This window comes from Streptomyces pinistramenti, from assembly GCF_020564935.1.
Taxonomy (GTDB): domain Bacteria; phylum Actinomycetota; class Actinomycetes; order Streptomycetales; family Streptomycetaceae; genus Streptomyces; species Streptomyces pinistramenti.
Window position 1 is genome coordinate 23,079 of sequence record NZ_JAJCXB010000057.1, and the last position, 18,766, is coordinate 41,844.

General features: G+C 72.1%; 17 protein-coding genes. 7 read left to right on the forward strand and 10 right to left on the reverse strand.

Annotation, left to right across the window (positions count from 1 at the left end; genetic code table 11):
• Positions 1–154: 154 nt before the first annotated feature.
• Both LIU39_RS28555 and LIU39_RS28560 read right to left on the reverse strand, forming a co-directional pair.
• Complete coding sequence (locus LIU39_RS28555) at positions 155–1,060, reverse strand: zinc-binding dehydrogenase (RefSeq protein ID WP_227049810.1); 906 nt, start codon at positions 1,058–1,060, stop codon at positions 155–157.
• Between the two features lie 206 nt (positions 1,061–1,266).
• A complete protein-coding gene (locus tag LIU39_RS28560) occupies positions 1,267–2,781 on the reverse strand; it encodes a CehA/McbA family metallohydrolase (RefSeq protein WP_227049811.1) in 1,515 nt (504 codons plus the stop codon).
• 202 nt (positions 2,782–2,983) lie between these two features.
• Between LIU39_RS28560 and LIU39_RS28565 the strand changes: the two genes are divergently transcribed.
• From LIU39_RS28565 to LIU39_RS28585, 5 genes are all read left to right on the forward strand, one after another.
• Positions 2,984–3,808, forward strand: a complete 825-nt coding sequence (locus tag LIU39_RS28565) for a TIGR03619 family F420-dependent LLM class oxidoreductase (protein WP_227049812.1) — start codon at positions 2,984–2,986, stop codon at positions 3,806–3,808.
• Positions 3,809–4,030: 222 nt separating this feature from the next.
• Positions 4,031–4,432: a VOC family protein gene (locus tag LIU39_RS28570; protein WP_227049813.1), complete on the forward strand. Its 402-nt coding sequence runs from the start codon at positions 4,031–4,033 to the stop codon at positions 4,430–4,432.
• Between the two features lie 43 nt (positions 4,433–4,475).
• Entirely contained in the window at positions 4,476–7,139 is a 2,664-nt protein-coding gene (locus LIU39_RS28575) for a bifunctional FO biosynthesis protein CofGH (RefSeq protein WP_227049814.1), read from the forward strand.
• A gap of 222 nt (positions 7,140–7,361) precedes the next feature.
• On the forward strand, positions 7,362–8,003 hold the full coding sequence (locus LIU39_RS28580) for a hypothetical protein (RefSeq protein ID WP_227049815.1): 642 nt from the start codon (positions 7,362–7,364) through the stop codon (positions 8,001–8,003).
• Between the two features lie 337 nt (positions 8,004–8,340).
• The gene (locus LIU39_RS28585; protein WP_227049816.1) at positions 8,341–8,577 is read left to right on the forward strand and encodes a hypothetical protein; all 237 of its coding nucleotides are present in this window, start codon (positions 8,341–8,343) and stop codon (positions 8,575–8,577) included.
• Between the two features lie 267 nt (positions 8,578–8,844).
• Here LIU39_RS28585 and LIU39_RS28590 read toward each other — a convergent pair whose 3' ends face one another.
• Both LIU39_RS28590 and LIU39_RS28595 read right to left on the reverse strand, forming a co-directional pair.
• Positions 8,845–9,117 carry a hypothetical protein gene (locus tag LIU39_RS28590; protein WP_227049817.1) on the reverse strand — a complete coding sequence of 91 codons (273 nt, stop codon included), beginning with the start codon at positions 9,115–9,117 and terminating at the stop codon, positions 8,845–8,847.
• Between the two features lie 102 nt (positions 9,118–9,219).
• On the reverse strand, positions 9,220–10,179 hold the full coding sequence (locus tag LIU39_RS28595; RefSeq protein WP_227049818.1) for a D-2-hydroxyacid dehydrogenase family protein: 960 nt from the start codon (positions 10,177–10,179) through the stop codon (positions 9,220–9,222).
• A 231-nt stretch (positions 10,180–10,410) separates the two neighbouring features.
• Between LIU39_RS28595 and LIU39_RS28600 the strand changes: the two genes are divergently transcribed.
• Positions 10,411–11,556, forward strand: coding sequence for an ADP-ribosylglycohydrolase family protein (locus tag LIU39_RS28600; protein WP_227049819.1), 1,146 nt, complete (start codon positions 10,411–10,413; stop codon positions 11,554–11,556).
• A gap of 28 nt (positions 11,557–11,584) precedes the next feature.
• Here the strand turns inward: LIU39_RS28600 and LIU39_RS28605 are convergent, their stop codons facing one another.
• The 4 genes from LIU39_RS28605 to LIU39_RS28620 all read right to left on the reverse strand — a co-directional run bounded on the left by LIU39_RS28605 (position 11,585) and on the right by LIU39_RS28620 (position 16,208).
• Entirely contained in the window at positions 11,585–13,159 is a 1,575-nt protein-coding gene (locus LIU39_RS28605) for a sodium:solute symporter family protein (protein WP_227049820.1), read from the reverse strand.
• Positions 13,160–13,529: 370 nt separating this feature from the next.
• A complete protein-coding gene (locus LIU39_RS28610; RefSeq protein ID WP_227049821.1) occupies positions 13,530–14,315 on the reverse strand; it encodes an SDR family oxidoreductase in 786 nt (261 codons plus the stop codon).
• 87 nt (positions 14,316–14,402) lie between these two features.
• Positions 14,403–14,795, reverse strand: a complete 393-nt coding sequence (locus tag LIU39_RS28615) for a hypothetical protein (protein WP_227049822.1) — start codon at positions 14,793–14,795, stop codon at positions 14,403–14,405.
• Positions 14,796–14,984: 189 nt separating this feature from the next.
• On the reverse strand, positions 14,985–16,208 hold the full coding sequence (locus LIU39_RS28620; protein ID WP_227049823.1) for an aminotransferase-like domain-containing protein: 1,224 nt from the start codon (positions 16,206–16,208) through the stop codon (positions 14,985–14,987).
• 153 nt (positions 16,209–16,361) lie between these two features.
• Between LIU39_RS28620 and LIU39_RS28625 the strand changes: the two genes are divergently transcribed.
• Complete coding sequence (locus LIU39_RS28625; RefSeq protein WP_227049824.1) at positions 16,362–17,240, forward strand: hypothetical protein; 879 nt, start codon at positions 16,362–16,364, stop codon at positions 17,238–17,240.
• Positions 17,241–17,330: 90 nt separating this feature from the next.
• On the opposite strand, the gene LIU39_RS28630 is transcribed toward LIU39_RS28625, so the two are convergent.
• The gene (locus LIU39_RS28630; protein WP_227049825.1) at positions 17,331–17,540 is read right to left on the reverse strand and encodes a DUF397 domain-containing protein; all 210 of its coding nucleotides are present in this window, start codon (positions 17,538–17,540) and stop codon (positions 17,331–17,333) included.
• A gap of 213 nt (positions 17,541–17,753) precedes the next feature.
• The gene (locus LIU39_RS28635) at positions 17,754–18,620 is read right to left on the reverse strand and encodes a helix-turn-helix domain-containing protein (protein ID WP_227049826.1); all 867 of its coding nucleotides are present in this window, start codon (positions 18,618–18,620) and stop codon (positions 17,754–17,756) included.
• Positions 18,621–18,766 lie beyond the last annotated feature (146 nt).

The following is an 18,766-nucleotide window of genomic DNA, read 5'->3' on the forward strand; positions in this document are numbered from 1 at the left end:
GGCCCCGGCCCCGGACCGGAGACACGGGGAGCGGGGAGCCCGCAGAGGACGGGCGGCCTTCGTGCGGCGCGGGGGTGCCCCGGCCGCCCGCCGGCGGGTCCGGCGGGGGCAGTGCCGCCGGACCGGTGGGGGGTCCGGTGAGCGGGCCGGCGGGTCAGCCGATCGTGAGTACGGCCTTGCCGCGTACTTCGCGGTTCAGCAGGGCGGTCGCCAGCTTGCCCGCTTCGGACCAGTCGGCGACCCGGTCCACGCTCGCCTCAAGGCGGCCGTCCGCGACCAGCCGCACGAGGTGGGCGAGGTCGTGGCCGATGCCGTCGCCGAGCTTGACGCCGCGCAACGTGAGGCGGTTGGGGACGAGTTGATAGGGGTGGATCGGCGCGGGCTGCCCGGAGGTGGCGCCGATGGACGCGACGACACCCTCTGGGGCGAGGTGTCCCAGCAGCTCCGAGAGCAGCGGCCCGCCGACGTTGTCCAGCACCGCGTCCACCGGCCTTTCGATCTCCGCGGCGCCGGTCAGGACGTGGTCGGCGCCCAGGGCCGCCAGGCCCTCGCCGCGGGCCGCGCTGCCGACCAGCGCGTAGACCTCGGCGCCCGCGAGGCGGGCCAGCTGCACGGCGAACCTGCCGACGCCACCGGACGCGCCGGTGACGACCACCCGCAGGCCGGGCCGCACACCCACCACCCGCAGGGCCCGCAGCGCGGTCACGCCGGCCACCGGGAGGGCAGCGGCCGTGGTGAAGCCGACGGCGTCGGGGAGCACGGCGAGTTCGTCGACGTGGACGGCGCGCAGCTCGGCCCAGCCGCCGCCGCGCCCGCGGGTGACGACCCGGTCGCCGGGCTGCGGGCCGCGCCCGCCGGACGCCGCCCGCTCCACCACTCCGGCGGCATCCCAGCCGGGCACCACGCCCTCGGCGGCGCCGGTGTTCGTGGGCAGTTCGCCGTAGTTGAGCGAGATCGCGGCGACGCGCACCAGGGCCTCGTCGGGGCCGGGTTCCGGGTCGGCGACGGTACCCAGGGCGAGCCGTCCGGGTGCGGAGTGATCGACAACGAGAGCGCGCATCGGGTATCTCCTCGGTAGGGCAGACGTGATGAGCCGTAACCGGCGGCCACCTGCGGTTATTCCGGCGCCGGACGCGGGCCTGGGTGCGGGCCGGGAGACTGGCCGGGCGCAGGCAGGGGTGCGGGCCGGGGCGCAGGCCGGGCGCGGGCCCGGAGTTGGTGCCGGTTCCGGTGCCCGGCATCCCGCGAGCGCTGCGGTCGCCGGCCTCAACCCCGGCCCAGGAACACCGGGTTGGTGAGGGCGGCCGGCGGGCCCGGCAGGCCGGGAGTGGTCGCCGGGTGACGTATCTCGGCCCGTATGTAGGCGGCACGGTCGGGTGTGGTGGGCCAGCTGACCGTGCCCGCACCGGACGGCGGCAGCGAGGCGGTGTGCAGCACCCCCTGGTCGGTGTGGAGGGTGACCGTGCAGCCCGGAGCGCCGGACACCTCCAGGCGGGCGGTGACGGGCGCCGTACGGGGAAGGGCAAGACGCCCGCCAATTCCGGCGTGTTCGCCGCGCGGCCCGCTGACGGAGAAGGCCAGACCGACCGCGGCGGACTCGGCGATCCAGACCCGGCCCGCCCGGATGCCGTCCTGGAGCGCACGCCGGGAGAGGTCGTCGGCCAGCACGACGGTCTGCGGCAGGCCGACGACATCGGGATCGCGGTGCGCGTCGCTGTGCCCCACCGCGGGCAGCCAGCGGTCGCGCTCGCCGCGGGCGTGCGCGACCAGTGCGTTGTCCCACTCCGCGAGGGCGATGTCGTCATCGGGGGTGTGCGGGCCGTTCCACACCTCCACCGCGTCGGCGTCGGCCAGCCCGAACTTCCAGCCGCAGCCGATGCAGGGCGCGTGTGGATGCGCCGGGATGACCAGGCCGCCGGCCCGGCGGATGGCCCGTGCGTACCGTCCGAAGGCGTTGTCGCGTGCGCGGTAGCGCCAGTCGATGAACGTCCCGGGGTCGGTGCCCATGGCCACGACGTGGCCGTTGCGGGTCGTGACCTCATCGCCGGTCAGGATCAACAGGTCGTCGCCCCACAGACCGGCCCAGGCGCGGTGCGAGGACGTGGTGTTGTGCTCCGAGGTGTTGAGGAAGTCGAGACCGGCCTCGCGGGCCAGCGCGGCGATCTCGGCCGGGGTGCGCCCGCCGTCGGAATGCACCGAGTGCAGATGGCTGTCGCCGCGGTACCAGGCACGGCCGCGGCCCCGGGCACGCTCGGGTGGGTACACCGGCGCGGGAGTGCGCCCGGGAGCGCCGCGCCGCAGCGTGACCGTGATCTCGTACGCCAGGCCCTGCGGGGCGATGGTGTACGGGCCGAGGGCGATGTGCCAGCGGCCGGGGCGCACCGGGCCCGGCAGGTAGCCGGGGGTGGCGTCGTCGGCACGCAGGAAGAACTCCGTGCGCGCCCCGCCCGACCAGCCCCGGAACCCGGCGCCGCCCGGCGCCGTACCGCGCTCGTCGAAGATGCCGATGTCGCAGGCGTTGCCGACCGTGCCCTCGGGGACCGCCGGTCTGTCGTAGGAGTACGCGACGGCGATCTCCCGCACGCCGGGCGGCACTTCGACGGGTACGTAGACGTAGTCCGGTGCGCCCGGAGGCAGCCGGCCGCGCACCTTGCGGGTCTGTGTGGCACCCGACCCGCCGTCGGCACCCGGTGCCGCGTCGGCGAAGCTCACAGGACCGAGCGTAAGCGCGCCCGCAGCCCCCGCAACCGCCGACCGTTTCACTACCTCACGCCGGTCCATTTCCGCCCCCCGTCCTGATGGATGCCGCTGCCGCCCGCGCCGCACGGCACGCTCTCACGCACCACCGCCGCGTATCGCCGTGTGTCACCGCGTGAAAACTGTTGTACGCGGGTGTGACACGGAGGGAAAGGGCTGTGGATAACCCGTGGACGGTAGGGCACCATGCGGTCACCCACACCCTTCACGCGGAGGTGCGCGCTGTATGCGGATCGCGACCACGATCTTCCTGACCGACGAGACGATCCGGCCCGTACGGCTCGCCCGCGAGCTGGAACAGCGCGGCTTCGACGGCCTCTATCTCCCCGAGCACACCCACATCCCGGCGAGCCGGGACACTCCCGCTCCCATGGGCGAGCCGCTGCCGCGCGAGTACGGCCGCACCCTCGACCCGTTCGTCGCGCTCGGCCAGGCAGCCGCCGTCACCGAACGGCTGCGCCTGGGCACCGGAATCACCCTCGTCGCCCAGCACGACCCGGTCGACCTCGCCAAACAGATCGCCACCCTCGACTTTCTCTCGGGCGGCCGCTTCACCCTGGGCGTCGGCTTCGGCTGGAACGTCGAGGAGGCCGCCGACCACGGGGTGACCTGGTCGACCCGGCGGGAGCTGACGCGCGACCGAATGGCGCTGATGCGCGCCCTGTGGGCCGACGAGCCCACCTCCTACGAGGGCGCGTTCGGCTCCGTACGGGCGTCGTACGCGCACCCCAAGCCGTGCCACGGGGCGCCGCGCACCCTGGTCGGCGGCGCCGCGGGCCCCAAGCTCTTCTCGCACGTCACCGACTACGCCGACGGCTGGCTGCCGATCGGCGGCCGCGGCCTGACCGGGACGCTGCCCGCGCTGCGCGCCGCCTGGACGGACGCCGGGCGGCCGGGCGAACCGGTCGTGGTGCCGTTCGCGGTCCTCCCGACACCAGGGAAACTGGCCTACTACCGGGAGCTGGGGATCGACGAGGTGGTGCTGCAACTGCCGCCCGCCGACGAGGCGGAGGTACTGCGCACGCTGGACGACTACGCGCAGTATCTGTGACACGTCACTCGGCGAGCAGGCGGCAGACCGGGGCGGCCGTGCCCTAAGACCAACGGCGTACGGCACGGCGTCCGAGGTGGGGACCGGAGACCGATCCGCGGGCGTCCCCGGTGGTCGTAGCGTCGTTACTGCGGGCCGTCGCAGCGCGCAAGGGCCACGTGCGCCGCGCGCGGACCGCAGGCCGCAGATCGCGGCCGCAGACGCAGGTCCAAGGAGCAGACCATGCCGCAACTCGACCACACGATCGTGCACAGCACCGACCGCTTCGCCTCCGCCCGCTTCCTCGCCGCGCTGCTCGACGCCCCCGAGCCGCGCTCGTACGGCCCGTTCGCGGCCCTCGCCCTCGACAACGGTGTGGTCCTCGACTACGCCGAGCACGTCGCCGCCGGACGCGAATTCGTGCCCACGCACTACGCGTTCCTGGTGACGGAGGAGGAGTTCGACGGGATATTCGGCCGTATCCAGGAGCAGCAGCTGGCCTATTGGGCCGGGCCCCGGCACGCAGGACCGCAGGAGATCAACCACCTCGACGGTGGCCGTGGCGTGTACATCGATGACCCGGACGGCCACGCCATGGAGTTCATTACGCGTAAGTACTCCGAGGAGTTGCTGACAAGTTTGTAAGCGCGCTCGTCCGACTGTCGGATGCCGCTCGTATGCTCGGGGGATGACTTCCAGCGCGCAGGCACCTGACCAGGGATCCGACCGAGAAGCCGACCCGTCGGCGGACGACGGAACGAACCGTTCCGAGCGGCCCACCGCGAACGCGATGCGCCGCGCGCTGCGGCGCGCCCGCGACGGTGTGGCGCTGGACGTCGGCGAGGCCGCGGTGCTGCTCCAGGCACGCGGCGACGACCTCAAGGACCTGTGCGCCTCGGCCGCCCGGGTGCGGGACGCCGGTCTGGAGGCGGCGGGCCGGCCGGGCGTGATCACGTACTCGCGCAAGGTCTTCATCCCGCTGACCCGGCTGTGCCGCGACAAGTGCCATTACTGCACCTTCGTCACCGTCCCCGGCAAGCTGCGCAGGGACGGCCACGGCATGTACCTCTCGCCCGACGAGGTGCTGGACATCGCCCGCAAGGGCGCCGAAATGGGCTGCAAGGAAGCGCTGTTCACACTCGGCGACCGCCCCGAGGACCGCTGGCCCGAGGCCCAGGAGTGGCTGGAGGCGCACGGCTACGACGACACCCTGTCCTACGTGCGCGCCATGGCGATCCGCGTCCTGGAGGAGACCGGCCTGCTGCCGCACCTCAACCCCGGCGTGCTGACCTGGACGGACCTCCAGCGCCTCAAGCCCGTCGCGCCCTCCATGGGCATGATGCTGGAGACGACGGCGACGGGCCTGTGGAGCGAACCTGGCGGCCCGCACTACGGCTCGCCCGACAAGGACCCGGCCGTACGGCTGCGCGTCCTGGAGGACGCCGGGCGCTCCAACGTCCCCTTCACCACCGGCATCCTGATCGGCATCGGCGAGACCTACGAGGAGCGCGCCGACTCGGTCTTCGCGCTCCGCAAGACGGCCCGCGCCTACCACGGCATCCAGGAAGTCATCGTGCAGAACTTCCGCGCCAAGCCGGACACGGCGATGCGCGGGATGCCCGACGCCGAACTGGAGGAACTGGCCGCGGCCATCGCTGTCACCCGCCACATCCTCGGCCCGTCCGCCCGCATCCAGGCGCCGCCGAATCTCGTCGACGCCGAGTACGCGCTGCTGATCGGCGCCGGCATCGACGACTGGGGCGGGGTCTCGCCGCTGACCCCCGATCACGTCAACCCCGAGCGCCCCTGGCCGCACATCGACGACCTGGCGGAGCGGACCGGCGCCGCCGGCTTCACACTGCGCGAACGCCTCACCATCTACCCCGAGTTCCTCCAACGCGGCGAGCCCTGGCTCGACCCCCGTCTGCTGCCGCACGTCCGGGCCCTCGCCGACCCGGAGACGGGCCTGGCCGTCGAGGACGCCCCCGTGGTGGGCCGCCCCTGGCAGGAGCCCGACGAGGGCTTCTCGATGGCCGCCACGGGCCGTACGGACCTGCACCGCACCATCGACACCGAGGGCCGCACAGGCGACCGCCGCGACGACTTCGACGAGGTCTACGGCGACTGGGAGGCGCTGCGCGAGGCCGCGGCGCCCGGAATGGTCCCGTCCCGCATCGACGCCGACGTACGCCAGGCCCTGTCGCAGGCGGCCGACGACCCCACCCGGCTCACCGACGCCGAGGCGCTGGCGCTGCTGCACGCGGACGGCCCGGCCCTGGACGCCCTGTGCACCATCGCCGACGACCTGCGCCGCGCCACCGTCGGCGACGACGTCACCTACATCGTCACCAGGAACATCAACTTCACCAACGTCTGCTACACCGGCTGCCGTTTCTGCGCCTTCGCCCAGCGCCGCACGGACGCCGACGCCTACACCCTGTCCCTCTCCCAGGTCGCCGACCGCGCCGAACAGGCGTGGGACGTCGGCGCGGTGGAGGTGTGCATGCAGGGCGGCATCCACCCCGACCTGCCCGGCACCGCCTACTTCGACATCGCGCGCGCCGTCAAGGAACGCGTCCCCGGGATGCACGTCCACGCCTTCTCGCCCATGGAGGTCGTCAACGGCGCGACGCGTACGGGGATGTCCATCCGCGAGTGGCTGACCGCGGCCAGGGAAGCCGGCCTCGACTCCATCCCCGGCACGGCCGCCGAGATCCTGGACGACGAGGTCCGCTGGGTCCTCACCAAGGGCAAGCTGCCGACCGCCACGTGGGTCGAGGTCATCAAGACCGCCCACGAACTGGGCATCCGCTCGTCGTCGACGATGATGTACGGCCATGTCGACCAGCCCCGCCACTGGCTCGGCCACCTCCGGCTGCTGGCGCAGATCCAGCAGTCCGCGCTGGAGAAGGGGGTCGAGGGATTCACGGAGTTCGTCACCCTCCCCTTCATCCACACCAACGCTCCCGTCTACCTCGCGGGCATCTCCCGCCCCGGCCCCACCACCCGCGACAACCGCGCCGTGACGGCCATGGCCCGGCTGCTGCTCCACCCCTACATCCCCAACATCCAGACCAGTTGGGTCAAGCTCGGCACCGAAGGCGCGGCCGAGATGCTCCGTTCCGGCGCCAATGACCTGGGCGGGACGTTGATGGAGGAGACCATCTCCCGGATGGCGGGCTCCAGTTACGGCTCCTACCGCTCCATCCAGGACCTGATCGCCATCGCCGACCTGGCCGGCCGCCCGGCCAGGCCCCGTACGACGGGCTACGGCCCGGTCTCCGATGAGCGGCAGGCGGCCGCGCTGTCGTCCGACGGCCATCTGCCGGAGCTGCTGCCGGTCCTGGAGTAGTCCTGTGGCCGGCCGGGCGTCTTCCAGGGGCGATACCACTTGCCCTGCAGTCTGTTGGATCCCTCCGGTGGTGGCATCGGTGCAGGTCAGCGGCGTGATCGACCGTAAAGTGCGTGGCGCCGGCCCACTGCATTAGTCGTCTGTTAGCGGAACGCCAGCCCGGTCTTCGAAGCTGGTTGTCGTCCGGGAGCAAGACGAGAGAACAGAGCTACGGGAGATCCGATGAACACCGCCACTGCCACCCGCCGCGGCCGCGGCGCCCGCCGCATCGCCGCCGCCGTTGTCGCCGCGGCGGCGCTGAGCCTGGGAGTCACGGCCTGCGGGCCCGACTCCGGGGCGGCGGGCGCCGCCGGCTCATCGGACTCCCCGGCCGCGTCCGGCTCACCGCAGACCCCGGACTCCAACCGGTCCACGGGCGGCTCCTCATCGGGCGACTCCGGCACGCAGGGCCAGGACGCCGGCAAACCCGCCACGGCACCGTCCGCCACCCAAGGCTCCGGGACCGGCGGCAGCACCGGCAGCCATCCCGCGCCCCCCGGGGGCGGCGTCGCCCACGCGGGCAACAACCTCACACTCGTCGGCAAGCTGGAATACCTCGCACCCGGCAAGCTCATCGTCAAACCCGAAGGCGGCGGCACGGACCAGGCGTTCCTCGTCGCCAACGCCACAACCGTCCTCGGCGCGGCCGCGATCTGCGGCGACCCCGACGGCAACGTGACCATTGGCAAGGACGGCTACGGCACCACGAAATGCAACGTGGACCAGCTGGAGAAAGCCGCAAAGACCAGCAGCGTGACCGTCCGCGTCACCATGGACCGCAAGAACGGCGCCGCCGACACGGTCGAGGAGAAGTACCACCCGTAAACCCCGCACCCCGCACCACACGCGCCCCGTGAGCCCGGTCCTGGATGCCGTCCTGTCAAGTCCAGGGGAAACAGGGGGAGGTGAGATGACGGGCGTGGAGGTAGCTGTCGGGCCCTGTAACAAGAGAGCTTGCTCTCTTGAATGAGAGGGATCCGCTGTGATGGGCCGCCACGCGTCCGAGGGAACCCTCGGTACACACAGTGTCCACCCCGGCCGGCATCCCCGACCGGCCGCGGGGCCGGGCCAGTGGTGCGGTTACTGCCACCACGCTCCCGGAGGGTGGATCCACACGCCGTCGAGCGTGTACGCAACGCACATGCACAAAAGGAGAGAAGACATGCGCAAGTTCAAGCGCACTGCAGTCGTCGCCGCCGGCCTCCTGGCCCTGTCCGGCATCGCCGCCGGAGCCGCGCAGGCCGCCGACCTCCAGACCATGGAAACGCAGGGCAACTACCAGTCGGACTGCCACACCGACCAGACCCAGCAGGAGCTGGACAGGGCGGTGGGGCACCACGTCACCATCGACCACTGCGAGGCTGACGGCCCCGGCAGCATGGTCATCTACTACTCCTGAGCCCGGGAGACAGGTGACGCCGAGCGCCCTCCGCTGACGCCGCCCCATCCGGCTTCCTCTGCTGGGCGCGCGCAGCAGAGGGCCGGACCGTGGAGACGAACTGCGAACGGCGGCTCCTCCGCCCCTCGGGGCCAGGGGAGCCGCCTTCGTGCTGTGAGGAAGCCTTCCCCGCACGCGCGAGGCCGGCCGCGTTCACCGGCCGTGGCCCGGCCGATCAGGACACCTCAACAAGACCGTGTGACGAGCTCTGCGTAAGTGGCCTTGCTTCTAGGGGGCGTCCGGTCCCTGGCCGCCGTCGTGCTCCGCCTCGTGCCGGAGGATGGACCGCTGCCACTGCGACAGGGCATCGGCGCGGTCGCCGCCGGTGTCCTGGGCCGCGCTGATCAGCGCGTCGGCCGCCATGGCGGCCAGCCGGACCGCGATGTGGCAGACATCGCGCTGCGGCAGCGGACGGAGAAGTTCCACCGCGCCGTCGCTGTCTCCGGCGAGCGCGGAGGCGACGACGGCCCTCGTGGTGCGGTCCCACTCGTACTCGGACATGGCAAGAGCATGCCCAGCCCGCGCCCCCGGCATCGTCGCGCACCGAAGACGGCGGGCGGCCGGGTACGGACGCCTGCGAGCGGGGGCGCGGCCGGGCGCCGCTCAGCGCAGCAGGCGCACGGGAGCGCCCGCGAGGAACGCCTGGATGTCCTCGACGGCCTGCTGGAAATACCCCTCGTAGTTGCGCCGGGTGACGTAGCCGATGTGGGGCAGCGCCAGGACGTTGGGGAGGGTGCGCAGCGGGTCGTCGGCGGGCAGCGGCTCCTGCTCGAAGACGTCGAGGCCCGCGCCGGCGATCCAGTTCTCGCGCAGCGCCCGCAGCAGCGCCGACCGGTCGACGATGGCCGCCCGTGAGGTGTTGACGAGGTAGGCGGTGCGCCGCATCCGGTGGAGTTCGGCGGCGCCCAGCAGCCCGCGGGTGCGCTCGCCCAGGACCAGGTGGACGGAGACGAAGTCACTGCTCTCCAGGAGTTCCTCCTTGGTGGCGGTGGCGCGCACCCCCACGTCCGCGGCCCGTTCGGCGGTCAGGTGCTGACTCCAGGCGAGGACGTCCATGCCGAAGGCCAGGCCGACCTTCGCCACCTGGCTGCCGATCTTGCCGAGCCCCAGCAGGCCGAGCGTGCGGCCGTGCAGATCGGCGCCGACGGTGCTCTGCCAGGGGCCGCCGGCCTGCATCGCGGCGCTCTCCGTGACGACGTTCCTGGCGAGGCCCAGCAGCAGCGCCCAGGTCAGCTCGGCCGGCGGCCGGCTGCTGCTCGCCGTGCCGCAGACGGTGATGCCGTGCCGGGCCGCGGCGTCCAGGTCGATCGCGGCGTTGCGCATCCCGGAGGTGATCAGCAGCCGCAGCCGGGGGAGCCGGGCGAGCAGCGAGGCGGGGAACGGGGTGCGTTCGCGCATCGCCACCACGATCTCGCAGTCGCCGATGGCCGCGGCCACCGCGTCTTCGGAGTGGAAGGGCGTGTGCAGCGTACGGACGTCCACGGCGTGGTCCAGGGCGGACCAGTCGGCCAGGGATCCGGCGATTTCCTGGTAGTCGTCGAGGACGGCGCACTGCATGGTCATCGGGGCTCTCCTGTGGGTGCCGGGGCGGCGGTCCCGTTGCGGGTGCGGCGGGTCGTCGGGAGGCGTGCGGCGAGTGGTCGGGCGGTGCCGGGCGTCTCGTACCGATCGTGATCTGCCCGGTCAAAAGCCACCTGATGTGCGACTGCTCGCATTATGTTCCTGCCCCGGAGACGATCATTCCCGGTCGATTACAGTGCTGCGCCAGAGGGCCCGTACGGCCCCGGACGGGCGATGTGGGGCTTCGGGAGGGACACAGTGAACGCAGCGGCAGGCAATACCGCCATCTGGGGCCGCTCCGAGCAGCAGGACTTCCGCAGCCGGGTACGCGGCTGTCTGCTCGGCGGCGCGATCGGCGACGCGCTCGGCGCGGGAATCGAGTTCGACGCGCTGGACGCCATCCGGGAGGCGCACGGCGAGGAAGGTGTGACGGACTTCGTCCCGGCCTTCGGGCGGCGCGGCGCGGTCACCGACGACACCCAGATGACCCTGTTCACCGTCGACGGCCTGATCCGTGCCCAGGTGCGCCGGGACACCGGCGCCTGGCATCCGCCCACCGATGTGCACCGCGCCTATCTGCGCTGGGCGGCCACCCAGCGCGACTGGGGCCCGGACGAGCGCAAGGAGGAGGACGGCTGGCTGGCCCGCGAGGAGTGGCTGTACGCGCGCCGGGCACCGGGCCGGGCCTGCCTCAGCGGCCTCGGCGACGAGGTCATGGGCACCCTCGACAAGCCGAAGAACCCCGAGTCCAAGGGCTGCGGCGCCGTGATGCGCTCCGCGCCGTTCGGCCTGCTGGTGGGCTGGGAGCCGCAGCTGGTCTTCCAGCTCGCCGTCGAGTGCGCGGCGCAGACCCACGGCCACCCCACCGGCTATCTGGCGGCCGGTGCCCTCGCGGTGATCAGCCATGCGCTGGCCCGCGGCGACGATCTCGACAGCGCCGTGCAGAAGGCCCTGGTGCACCTGGGCACCCGACCGGGCCACGAGGAGACCACCGACGCGCTCAAGCGGGCGCTCGGCGCCGTACGGCAGGGGATGCCGACGCCGGCCAGGGTGGAGTCGCTGGGCGAGGGCTGGACGGCCGAGGAGGCGCTGGCGATCGGCGTCTACTGCGCGCTGGTCGCCGAGGACATCCGGCACGGGCTGCTGCTGGCCGTCAACCACGGCGGCGACAGCGACTCGACCGGCGCCATCTGCGGCAACATCCTCGGCACGCTGCACGGCGAGACGGCGCTGCCGCCGGTGTGGCTGGTCGAGCTGGAGGGCCGCGACACGATCCTCCAGCTCGCCGACGACTTCGCCCTGGAGATGACCCAGGGGCCCGCCCTGCACGGCCCCGCCGGCTCGGCGCCCGGCTGGCTCGCCCGCTACCCGCGCGCGTAGCCGTCCGGGCCCGCCGGTCCCGCATCCGTCAGACGGACCGCGGCACCCCGCCCTCGTCCCCCGCGGCGCCCTGCCCGGGAACCGGCAGCGCCGCCGCGCCGCCCTCGCCGTCCCCGTCGTCCCCGGAGTTGATCCGGGCCAGTACCGCGTCACGCTCCGGTGTGTCCTCGGGCTTGAGGAGGCCGATGACGAGGTACAGGACCAGCGAGGTGGCGACCGGCGAGACGATCTGGATCTGGAGCTGTAGGCCGCTCATCCCGTAGTTCGTCAGCCAGAAGGCGAAGAGGCCGGCCGCCCAGGAGACCAGCGCCGCCGTCGGCCCGGACTTGCGGCAGGACCGCAACATCCCCAGCAGGAACGGAATGGAGATCGGCCCGACGAGACCGGCGACCCATTTGATGACGACGGTGATGATGTCCTTGAACGTCGGCGAGTTGACCTGCGTCGCTATGGCCATGGACAGCGCCAGGAACGCGACCGTCGACAGCCGCGCGGCCAGCAGCCCGGCCTTGTGCGACCACCTGCGGGCCCGTTCGCCGATCCTGGGCAGGGCGGGCGCGATGTCGCGGGTGAAGACCGCGGAGATGGCGTTGGCGTCGGACGAGCACATGGCCATCGTGTGCGAGAAGAAGCCGACCACGACGAGTCCCAGCAGGCCGTGCGGCAGCAGCCGTTCGGTCAGCAGCGCGTACGCGTCGGAAGCGTCCGGCCGCTCGGCCCTGACCAGCAGCGGGGCGACCCACATGGGGAAGAAGAGGACGGCGGGCCAGACGAACCACAGGGCCGCCGAGAGCCGCGCCGAGCGCTTGGCCTGCCGGGCGTCGCGGGTGGCCATGTAGCGCTGGGCCTGGTTCCACATGCCGCCGCTGTACTCGAAGGTCTTGATGAAGAGGTAGGCGAGCAGGAAGGTCAGCGTGTACGGGCCGACGGTGGGCTCGGTGTGGCCGGCCGGCAGCCGGTCCCACACGGTCCACAGCGAGCTGAAGCCGCCCAGTTCGCCGAGGACGGTGACCAGCATCGCGACGCCGGCCAGCAACTGGATGACGAACTGGCCCAGTTCGGTGAGCGCGTCCGCCCACAGGCCGCCGACGGTGCAGTAGATGCCGGTGATCACACCCGTGATGAGGATGCCCTGGTTGAGGGACATGCCGGTGAACACGGACAACAGGGTGGCGATGGCCGCCCACTTGGCGCCGACGTCCACGATCTTCAGCAGCACGCCTGACCAGGCGAGCGCCTGCTGCGTCGGCAGGTTGTAGCGGCTCTTGAGGTATTCCAGCGGCGAGGCCACGTGCAGCCGCGACCGCAGCCGGTTGAGCCGCCCGGCGAACAGCTGGGCGCCGATGGCGATACCGATGGCGATGGGGAAGGACCAGGTGACGTAGGAGGTGATGCCGTACTGGTAGGAGATGCCGGCGTAACCGGTGAACATCACCGCGCTGTAGCCGGACATGTGGTGGGAGATGCCGGACAGCCACCACGGCATCCTGCCGCCGGCGGTGAAGAAGTCGCTGACGTCCTCGACGCGCTTGTGCGACCACACGCCGATCGCGACCATGACGCCGAAGTAGCCGATGAGCACGGCCCAGTCGAGACTGTTCATGCCCCCTCCAGGGGTCCGCCTTGTGAACGTGGATCACTTCGCCGTGACGTCCTGTGGGGCGGTATCCCCGTGCGGGAGCGGGGACTTCGGGGATTGAACCGTCCGTCGCGCGGGCCGGTCAAGAGGACGTGTGGTCATGGATATGAACCAGGATCAGCAAAGCGAACGATTTTGCCGTCTCTTGACTCCACGGGCCGTTGTCCCGTGCCGGACGCCGCGCCCACGATGTGCGGACACTTCGCCGGGCGCCACAGGCCCGAACACACAGCAGTCACCCACACCACGCGTACGCCGTACGGGAGCGGGATCCCTGCGCCGGGCGGGCGCGGGCACGGGAGAGGGGGAGGGAAGCGGCCGTCGCAGGCGTCCGCTACCGCATCAGTTCGCCCGCGTTGACCAGCAGCGACTGCCCGGTGATGGCGCGCGCCCGGTCGGAGGCCAGGAAGACCGCGGTGTCCGCCACATCCGCGTCCGTCGCGAGTTCGGGCAGCGCCATCCGCTCCGTGAGCCGCTCCAGCACCTCGGACTCCGGCACCCCGTCGGCCGCCGCGGTGAAGCGGACGTACGCCTCGACCGGAGGGCCCCACATCCAGCCAGGCTGCACGGTGTTGACCCGGATCCGGTCCGGCCCCAGCTCCCGCGCCAGCGCGTACATGGCCGAGACCAGACCCCCCTTGGACGCGGCGTAAGCGGTCTGCCGCACCTGGGAGGGGGCGGCGAGCGACGACTGGGTGCCGATCATCACGACCGCCCCGCCGCCGCGCGCCGTGAGGCCGGGCAGGCAGGCACGGGTCATCCGCAGCGTGCCGAACAGGTTGGTGTCCACGACCCGGCCCCACGTCTCGAAGTCGGCGTCCCGCAGCCCGCCGAAGTGCGAGTCCAGCGCCGCCACATGGATCACCGCGTCGATGCCGCCGAACCGCTCCACGGCGAGCGCCGCCAGCGCCGCGCACTGCGCCTCGTCCCCGATGTCCGTCACCCGCCACGCCGTCCGCGCGCCCGAAGGATCGATCCGCGACGCCGACTTCGCGAGGTTCTCCTCCGTACGGGCCCCCATGACCACCCGCGCGCCGTCCCGCACGCAGGCCGCCGCCACCTGGTGGCCAAGCCCCGTCCCGACACCCGAGACGACGACGGTCTTGTCCCGCAGCAGCATGGGCGCCTCCCGGCCGGATCCGTACCTGATGGGGCGTCAGAGTAAGTCCGTGGAACGGGAATGACCAGAGAAACAGCCGGCGCGGGATCATTCCCAGGCGGAGCGCTCCGTCGCCTCGTAGCAGTACCTGACCCACTTGCCGCGGCGGTTCGGGTGCGTCGACGGCACCGCACAGAACCGGACGCGGAAGGTCGTGCCGACCGTCGCCACGTCGGTGAACTTTTCGGTGCCGTAGTCGACGGAGGCGCCGCGGGACGAGCCGCCGGTCACCTGGACGGTCACCATGCGCCGGGCTCCCCCTTGACGAGCCGGCCCCGCACGGCCCCGCAGGACGGGCTGTACCGCAGGTGCCCCGGGGCAGGCGGGCGGCGGGTCCTGGAAGAGCGGGGGAAGCACGAGCGGGGCGAGCGCGCCGACGACGGCGGTCACCACCCCCACCACCAGAGCGTGCCGCAGATGCTCCCGCAGCCGGCGGCCCACGGCCCGTATCCCGGACCGGGCGTGCCGCCGTCCGCGGCGGCGTCGGGCGGGGTGCGGCCGGTCGGGTCGGTCGGTTCTTCGTCCGAGGGCGGGCGGAGTCCACGGGGCGTGCCCGGTCCCGTGGTCGGCGCCATTACGGGACGCGGCAGGCGGACCGCGCCCCGGTTCTCCGGACCGCCCCCGACCTCCTCAGCCCGCCCTGCGGGCGCCGCGCAGCGCCGTGCCCAGCCGGTCCAGGCCCTCACGGATCTCGTCGGGGGAGTGCGTCACGAACGACAGCCGGACGGCCGCGAGGTCCGGCGGGCCCGCGAAGAACGGCGCACCCGGGACGTACGCGACGTCGTACCGCACCACATCGGGCAGCAGCGCCCCCGCGTCGTATCCGCCGGGCAGCGTCGCCCACACGAACATCCCGCCCGCCGGACGGTTCCAGCGCGAGCCCGCGGGCAGCGCCGCGCCAAGACCGCCGACCAGCGCGTCCCGCCGCTCCCGGTACGCGCCGCGCACCCGCGCCAGATGGGCGTCGAGATCCGCGGCCGCCAAGTACCGCGCGGCGGCCGCCTGGTCGACGGTCGAGGTGTGCAGATCGGACGCCTGCTTGGCGACGACACAGGCGGACCGCAGGGCGGCGGGCGCGCGCAGCCAGCCAAGGCGCAGGCCCGGCGCCATCACCTTGGAGAACGAACCGAGCAGCGCGGTACGGTCCTCGGCGCCAGGGAAGGACGCGACCCACGGCACCGGCTCGCCCTCGAACCGCAGCTCGCTGTACGGATCGTCCTCCACGATCCACAGCCCGCGCCGCGCCGCGACGGAGGCGACCGCGGCCCGGCGCCCGGCGGACAGCGTCCGGCCGGTCGGGTTCTGGAAGGTCGGCACGAGGTACAGCAGCTTGGGGTTCTCGCGCGCGGCGATCCCGTCCAGCGCGGCCGGATCCAGGCCCTCGTCGTCGGTCGGCACCGGCACCACCCGGGCGCCCGCGAGCGAGAAGATCTGGAGCGCGGCCAGGTAGCAGGGATCCTCGACGAGCACCACGTCGCCCGGCTCCAGGAGGGCCGTCGCCAGCAGCGAAAGCCCCTGCTGGGAACCGGTGGTCACCAGCAGCTCTCCGGCGTCCGTCGGCAGCCCGCGCGCGGTGGTGCGTGCCGCGACGGCCGCGCGCAGGTCCGGGTCGCCCTCGGTCGTCGAGTACTGCAAGGCGCGCTGCGGCTGCCCTTCCAGTACGTGCTGGAAGGCGGCGGCTATCCCGGCGGCGTCGAACAGCTCGGGCGCGGGCAGCCCGCCGGCGAACGAGATGACCTCGGGGCGGGCGGTGAGTGCCAGGATGTCGCGCACGGGCGAACTGCCGGTCCGCACCGCACGCGCGGCCAGGCCGGGGAGGGGGGCGGAAGCCCGGTCAAGGGGATGGTCCGTCATGGCGGCTCCAATCGCTCCTACGCGGTGAGCCCGCGTCAGCTTCGGACGACAGGGAGCTTAAGCGCGGAGCCGGCCGCGCGCAGGAGCGCCCGCATGGTGAGTGACCGCCCGCGACCCTCCCTTTCTGACGCCACGTCAGCTACACCTGTCGTCATGACCGGAAACGGAAACCCCCGCAACGCCGCACCGGACCCGGCCGGGGACACCCGCAGCGAGACCTACGGCGAACTGGCCGCCGTCGGCCCCTACGGCGTGCACCCCGGCCATGCGCTGATCACCATGGTCGAACCGCATCCGGGCCAGGAGCGCGCGTACAACCGCTGGTACGAGGACGACCACTACATCGCCGGCGCGATGGCGATGCCCTGGCTCTTCGCTGGCCGCCGCTGGGTCGCCACCCGCGACCTGCAACTGCTGCGCCACCCGCAGGACTCGGCCGTCGCCCGCCCCGTCACGGCCGGCTGCTACCTGACCACCTACTGGATCACCGAGGGGCGCTACGACGACCACATGCGCTGGACCGTCGGCATCAACACCCGCCTGAACCGCGACGACCGGGTCCACCAGGCCCGTACGCATGTCTTCACGGCCTTCCAGGACCACGAGGCGACGGTCTACCGGGACGGCGCGGCGGGCCCGCGCGACTTCCACGCGCTGGACCACCCGTACGCCGGTCTGGTCCTGGAAGTGATCGACACGGACGGGCCCGAGCGGCGGGCCGAGCTGCTGGCGTGGCTGCGGGAAAGCCATCTGCCGCGGCGGCTCGCGGGGTCGGCGGCGGCGATGGTGACCGTCTTCCGGCCGACGCCGCTGCCCGCCGACCGGATGGCGTACGTGCGGCAGGTCGAGGGTGTCGACACCCGGCTGACGCTGCTGTGGTTCCTCCAGCAGGATCCGCGGGAGGTCTGGGACGACGGCTTCGCCGATCTGGGCGCGGAGGTCGCCGCGTCCGGGCGGGGGCGGGTCGAGCTGGTCGCGCCCTTCATCCCGACCGTCCCCGGCACCGACCGGTATGTGTCCGAACTGCGGTGAGCGGACAGGGGCGAGCCCCCTCGGCCGGGACGGCGATCCAGTCGAGAGGGCCCGATTCTGCGGTACTGCGGTCCTGCGGTGGTGCCCGGGTCAGGCCAGGTCGAACGTGCCACCGGCAACGTCCGAAACGAAGGTGCTCCAGGCGGAGTTGTCGAACGTGAGGCGGGCGCCTTCGGGGTCCTTCGAGTCACGCACCGCGATGGCTTCGGCGGTCGGCACGGCGATTTCGACGCAGGCGCCGTTGCCGCCTGAGTACGAGGACTTCGTCCAGGAGAATGCGGAATTAGGCTGCATATCCATGTTTGCTCCGACTCACTCTGAGTTGCCGCGGATTCGGTAGTGCTGACGCTACGCGCCAACATCGCTTGCGGCAGGCAGAGTTCACCCGTCCGAACGGTATGTGCCTTGATCTCTTTTCGCGGGGGGCGGGCCAGGTGTACCGTGCGGAACTTTCTACCGGAAGCGCTGATTCCGGCCCTGGCGCGCCCACCGCGAACGCGCAGTCGTGCCCGGTCAGTTCGAGGCGTCCGCGTGCCGCTTGGCGGCGACGGCGATGAACTCCCGGCTCTGTTCGGCGCTCAACGCCTGTGCCCGCAAATGCTCGTACATGATCGTGTACTTGTTGACGTCGTTGGTTTTCTCCAGATACAGATCGCTCGTGACGCCCTCGATATAGACCACGCTCGAATCGGCGGCATCGTCGAATTCGAGAATCGAGAACGTCCCCGACATTCCGGCGTGCGCCCCGGTGTCGTACGGCAGCACCTGCACCGTCACATGCGGCAGATGACTCACCTCGACGAGATGCTCCAGCTGTTCGCGCATGATCAGGTGGCTGCCCACCACGCGCCGCAGCGCGCTCTCGTCCAGCACCACCCACAGCCGCAGCGGCTTCTCCCGGTCGTTGACCCGCTCCTGGCGCCGCAGCCGCACCTGGATGCGCTTCTCCAACTGGTCGGCCGCCAGCTCGGGAACCGCGCCGGGGATGACCGCCTCGGCGTAATTGGGCGTCTGCAGCAGACCGGGAACCAGCAGCGACTCGTAGACCCGCAGCGAGGCCGCCTCGGTCTCCAGACCGATGTAGACGCTGTACGGGATGTCGCCGAACGCGTGCCACCAGCCCTGCTGACGCGAGTCCTTGGCCATCTGCATGAGCGATTCGACTATGCGGTGATCGTCCACCTCGTAGACGCCGCACAGGTCGCGGACGTCACGCTGGCTGATACTGCGACGGCCGTTCTCCAGCCGGCTGATCTTCGACTGGGAGACGAGCAGCCGCTCGGCCACCTCTTCCGCCGTCAGGCCCTTGAGCTCCCGGAGCCTGCGCAGCTCCTGGCCCAACCGGCGTCGTCTGACGGTGGGGTTGACATGGGACGCCACGGGACGTGCACCTCCGGGTCCGTACTGCTGTTGTTTCCTGTTCAGCAGAGTGCCACCAGAGGCCGACGCCGCGCAGTCAAATGGACACAGAAGGCGAGCACGCATGCGCGCGGGGTGGCGTGCCGGCCGCTCTGGACGACGGCCGG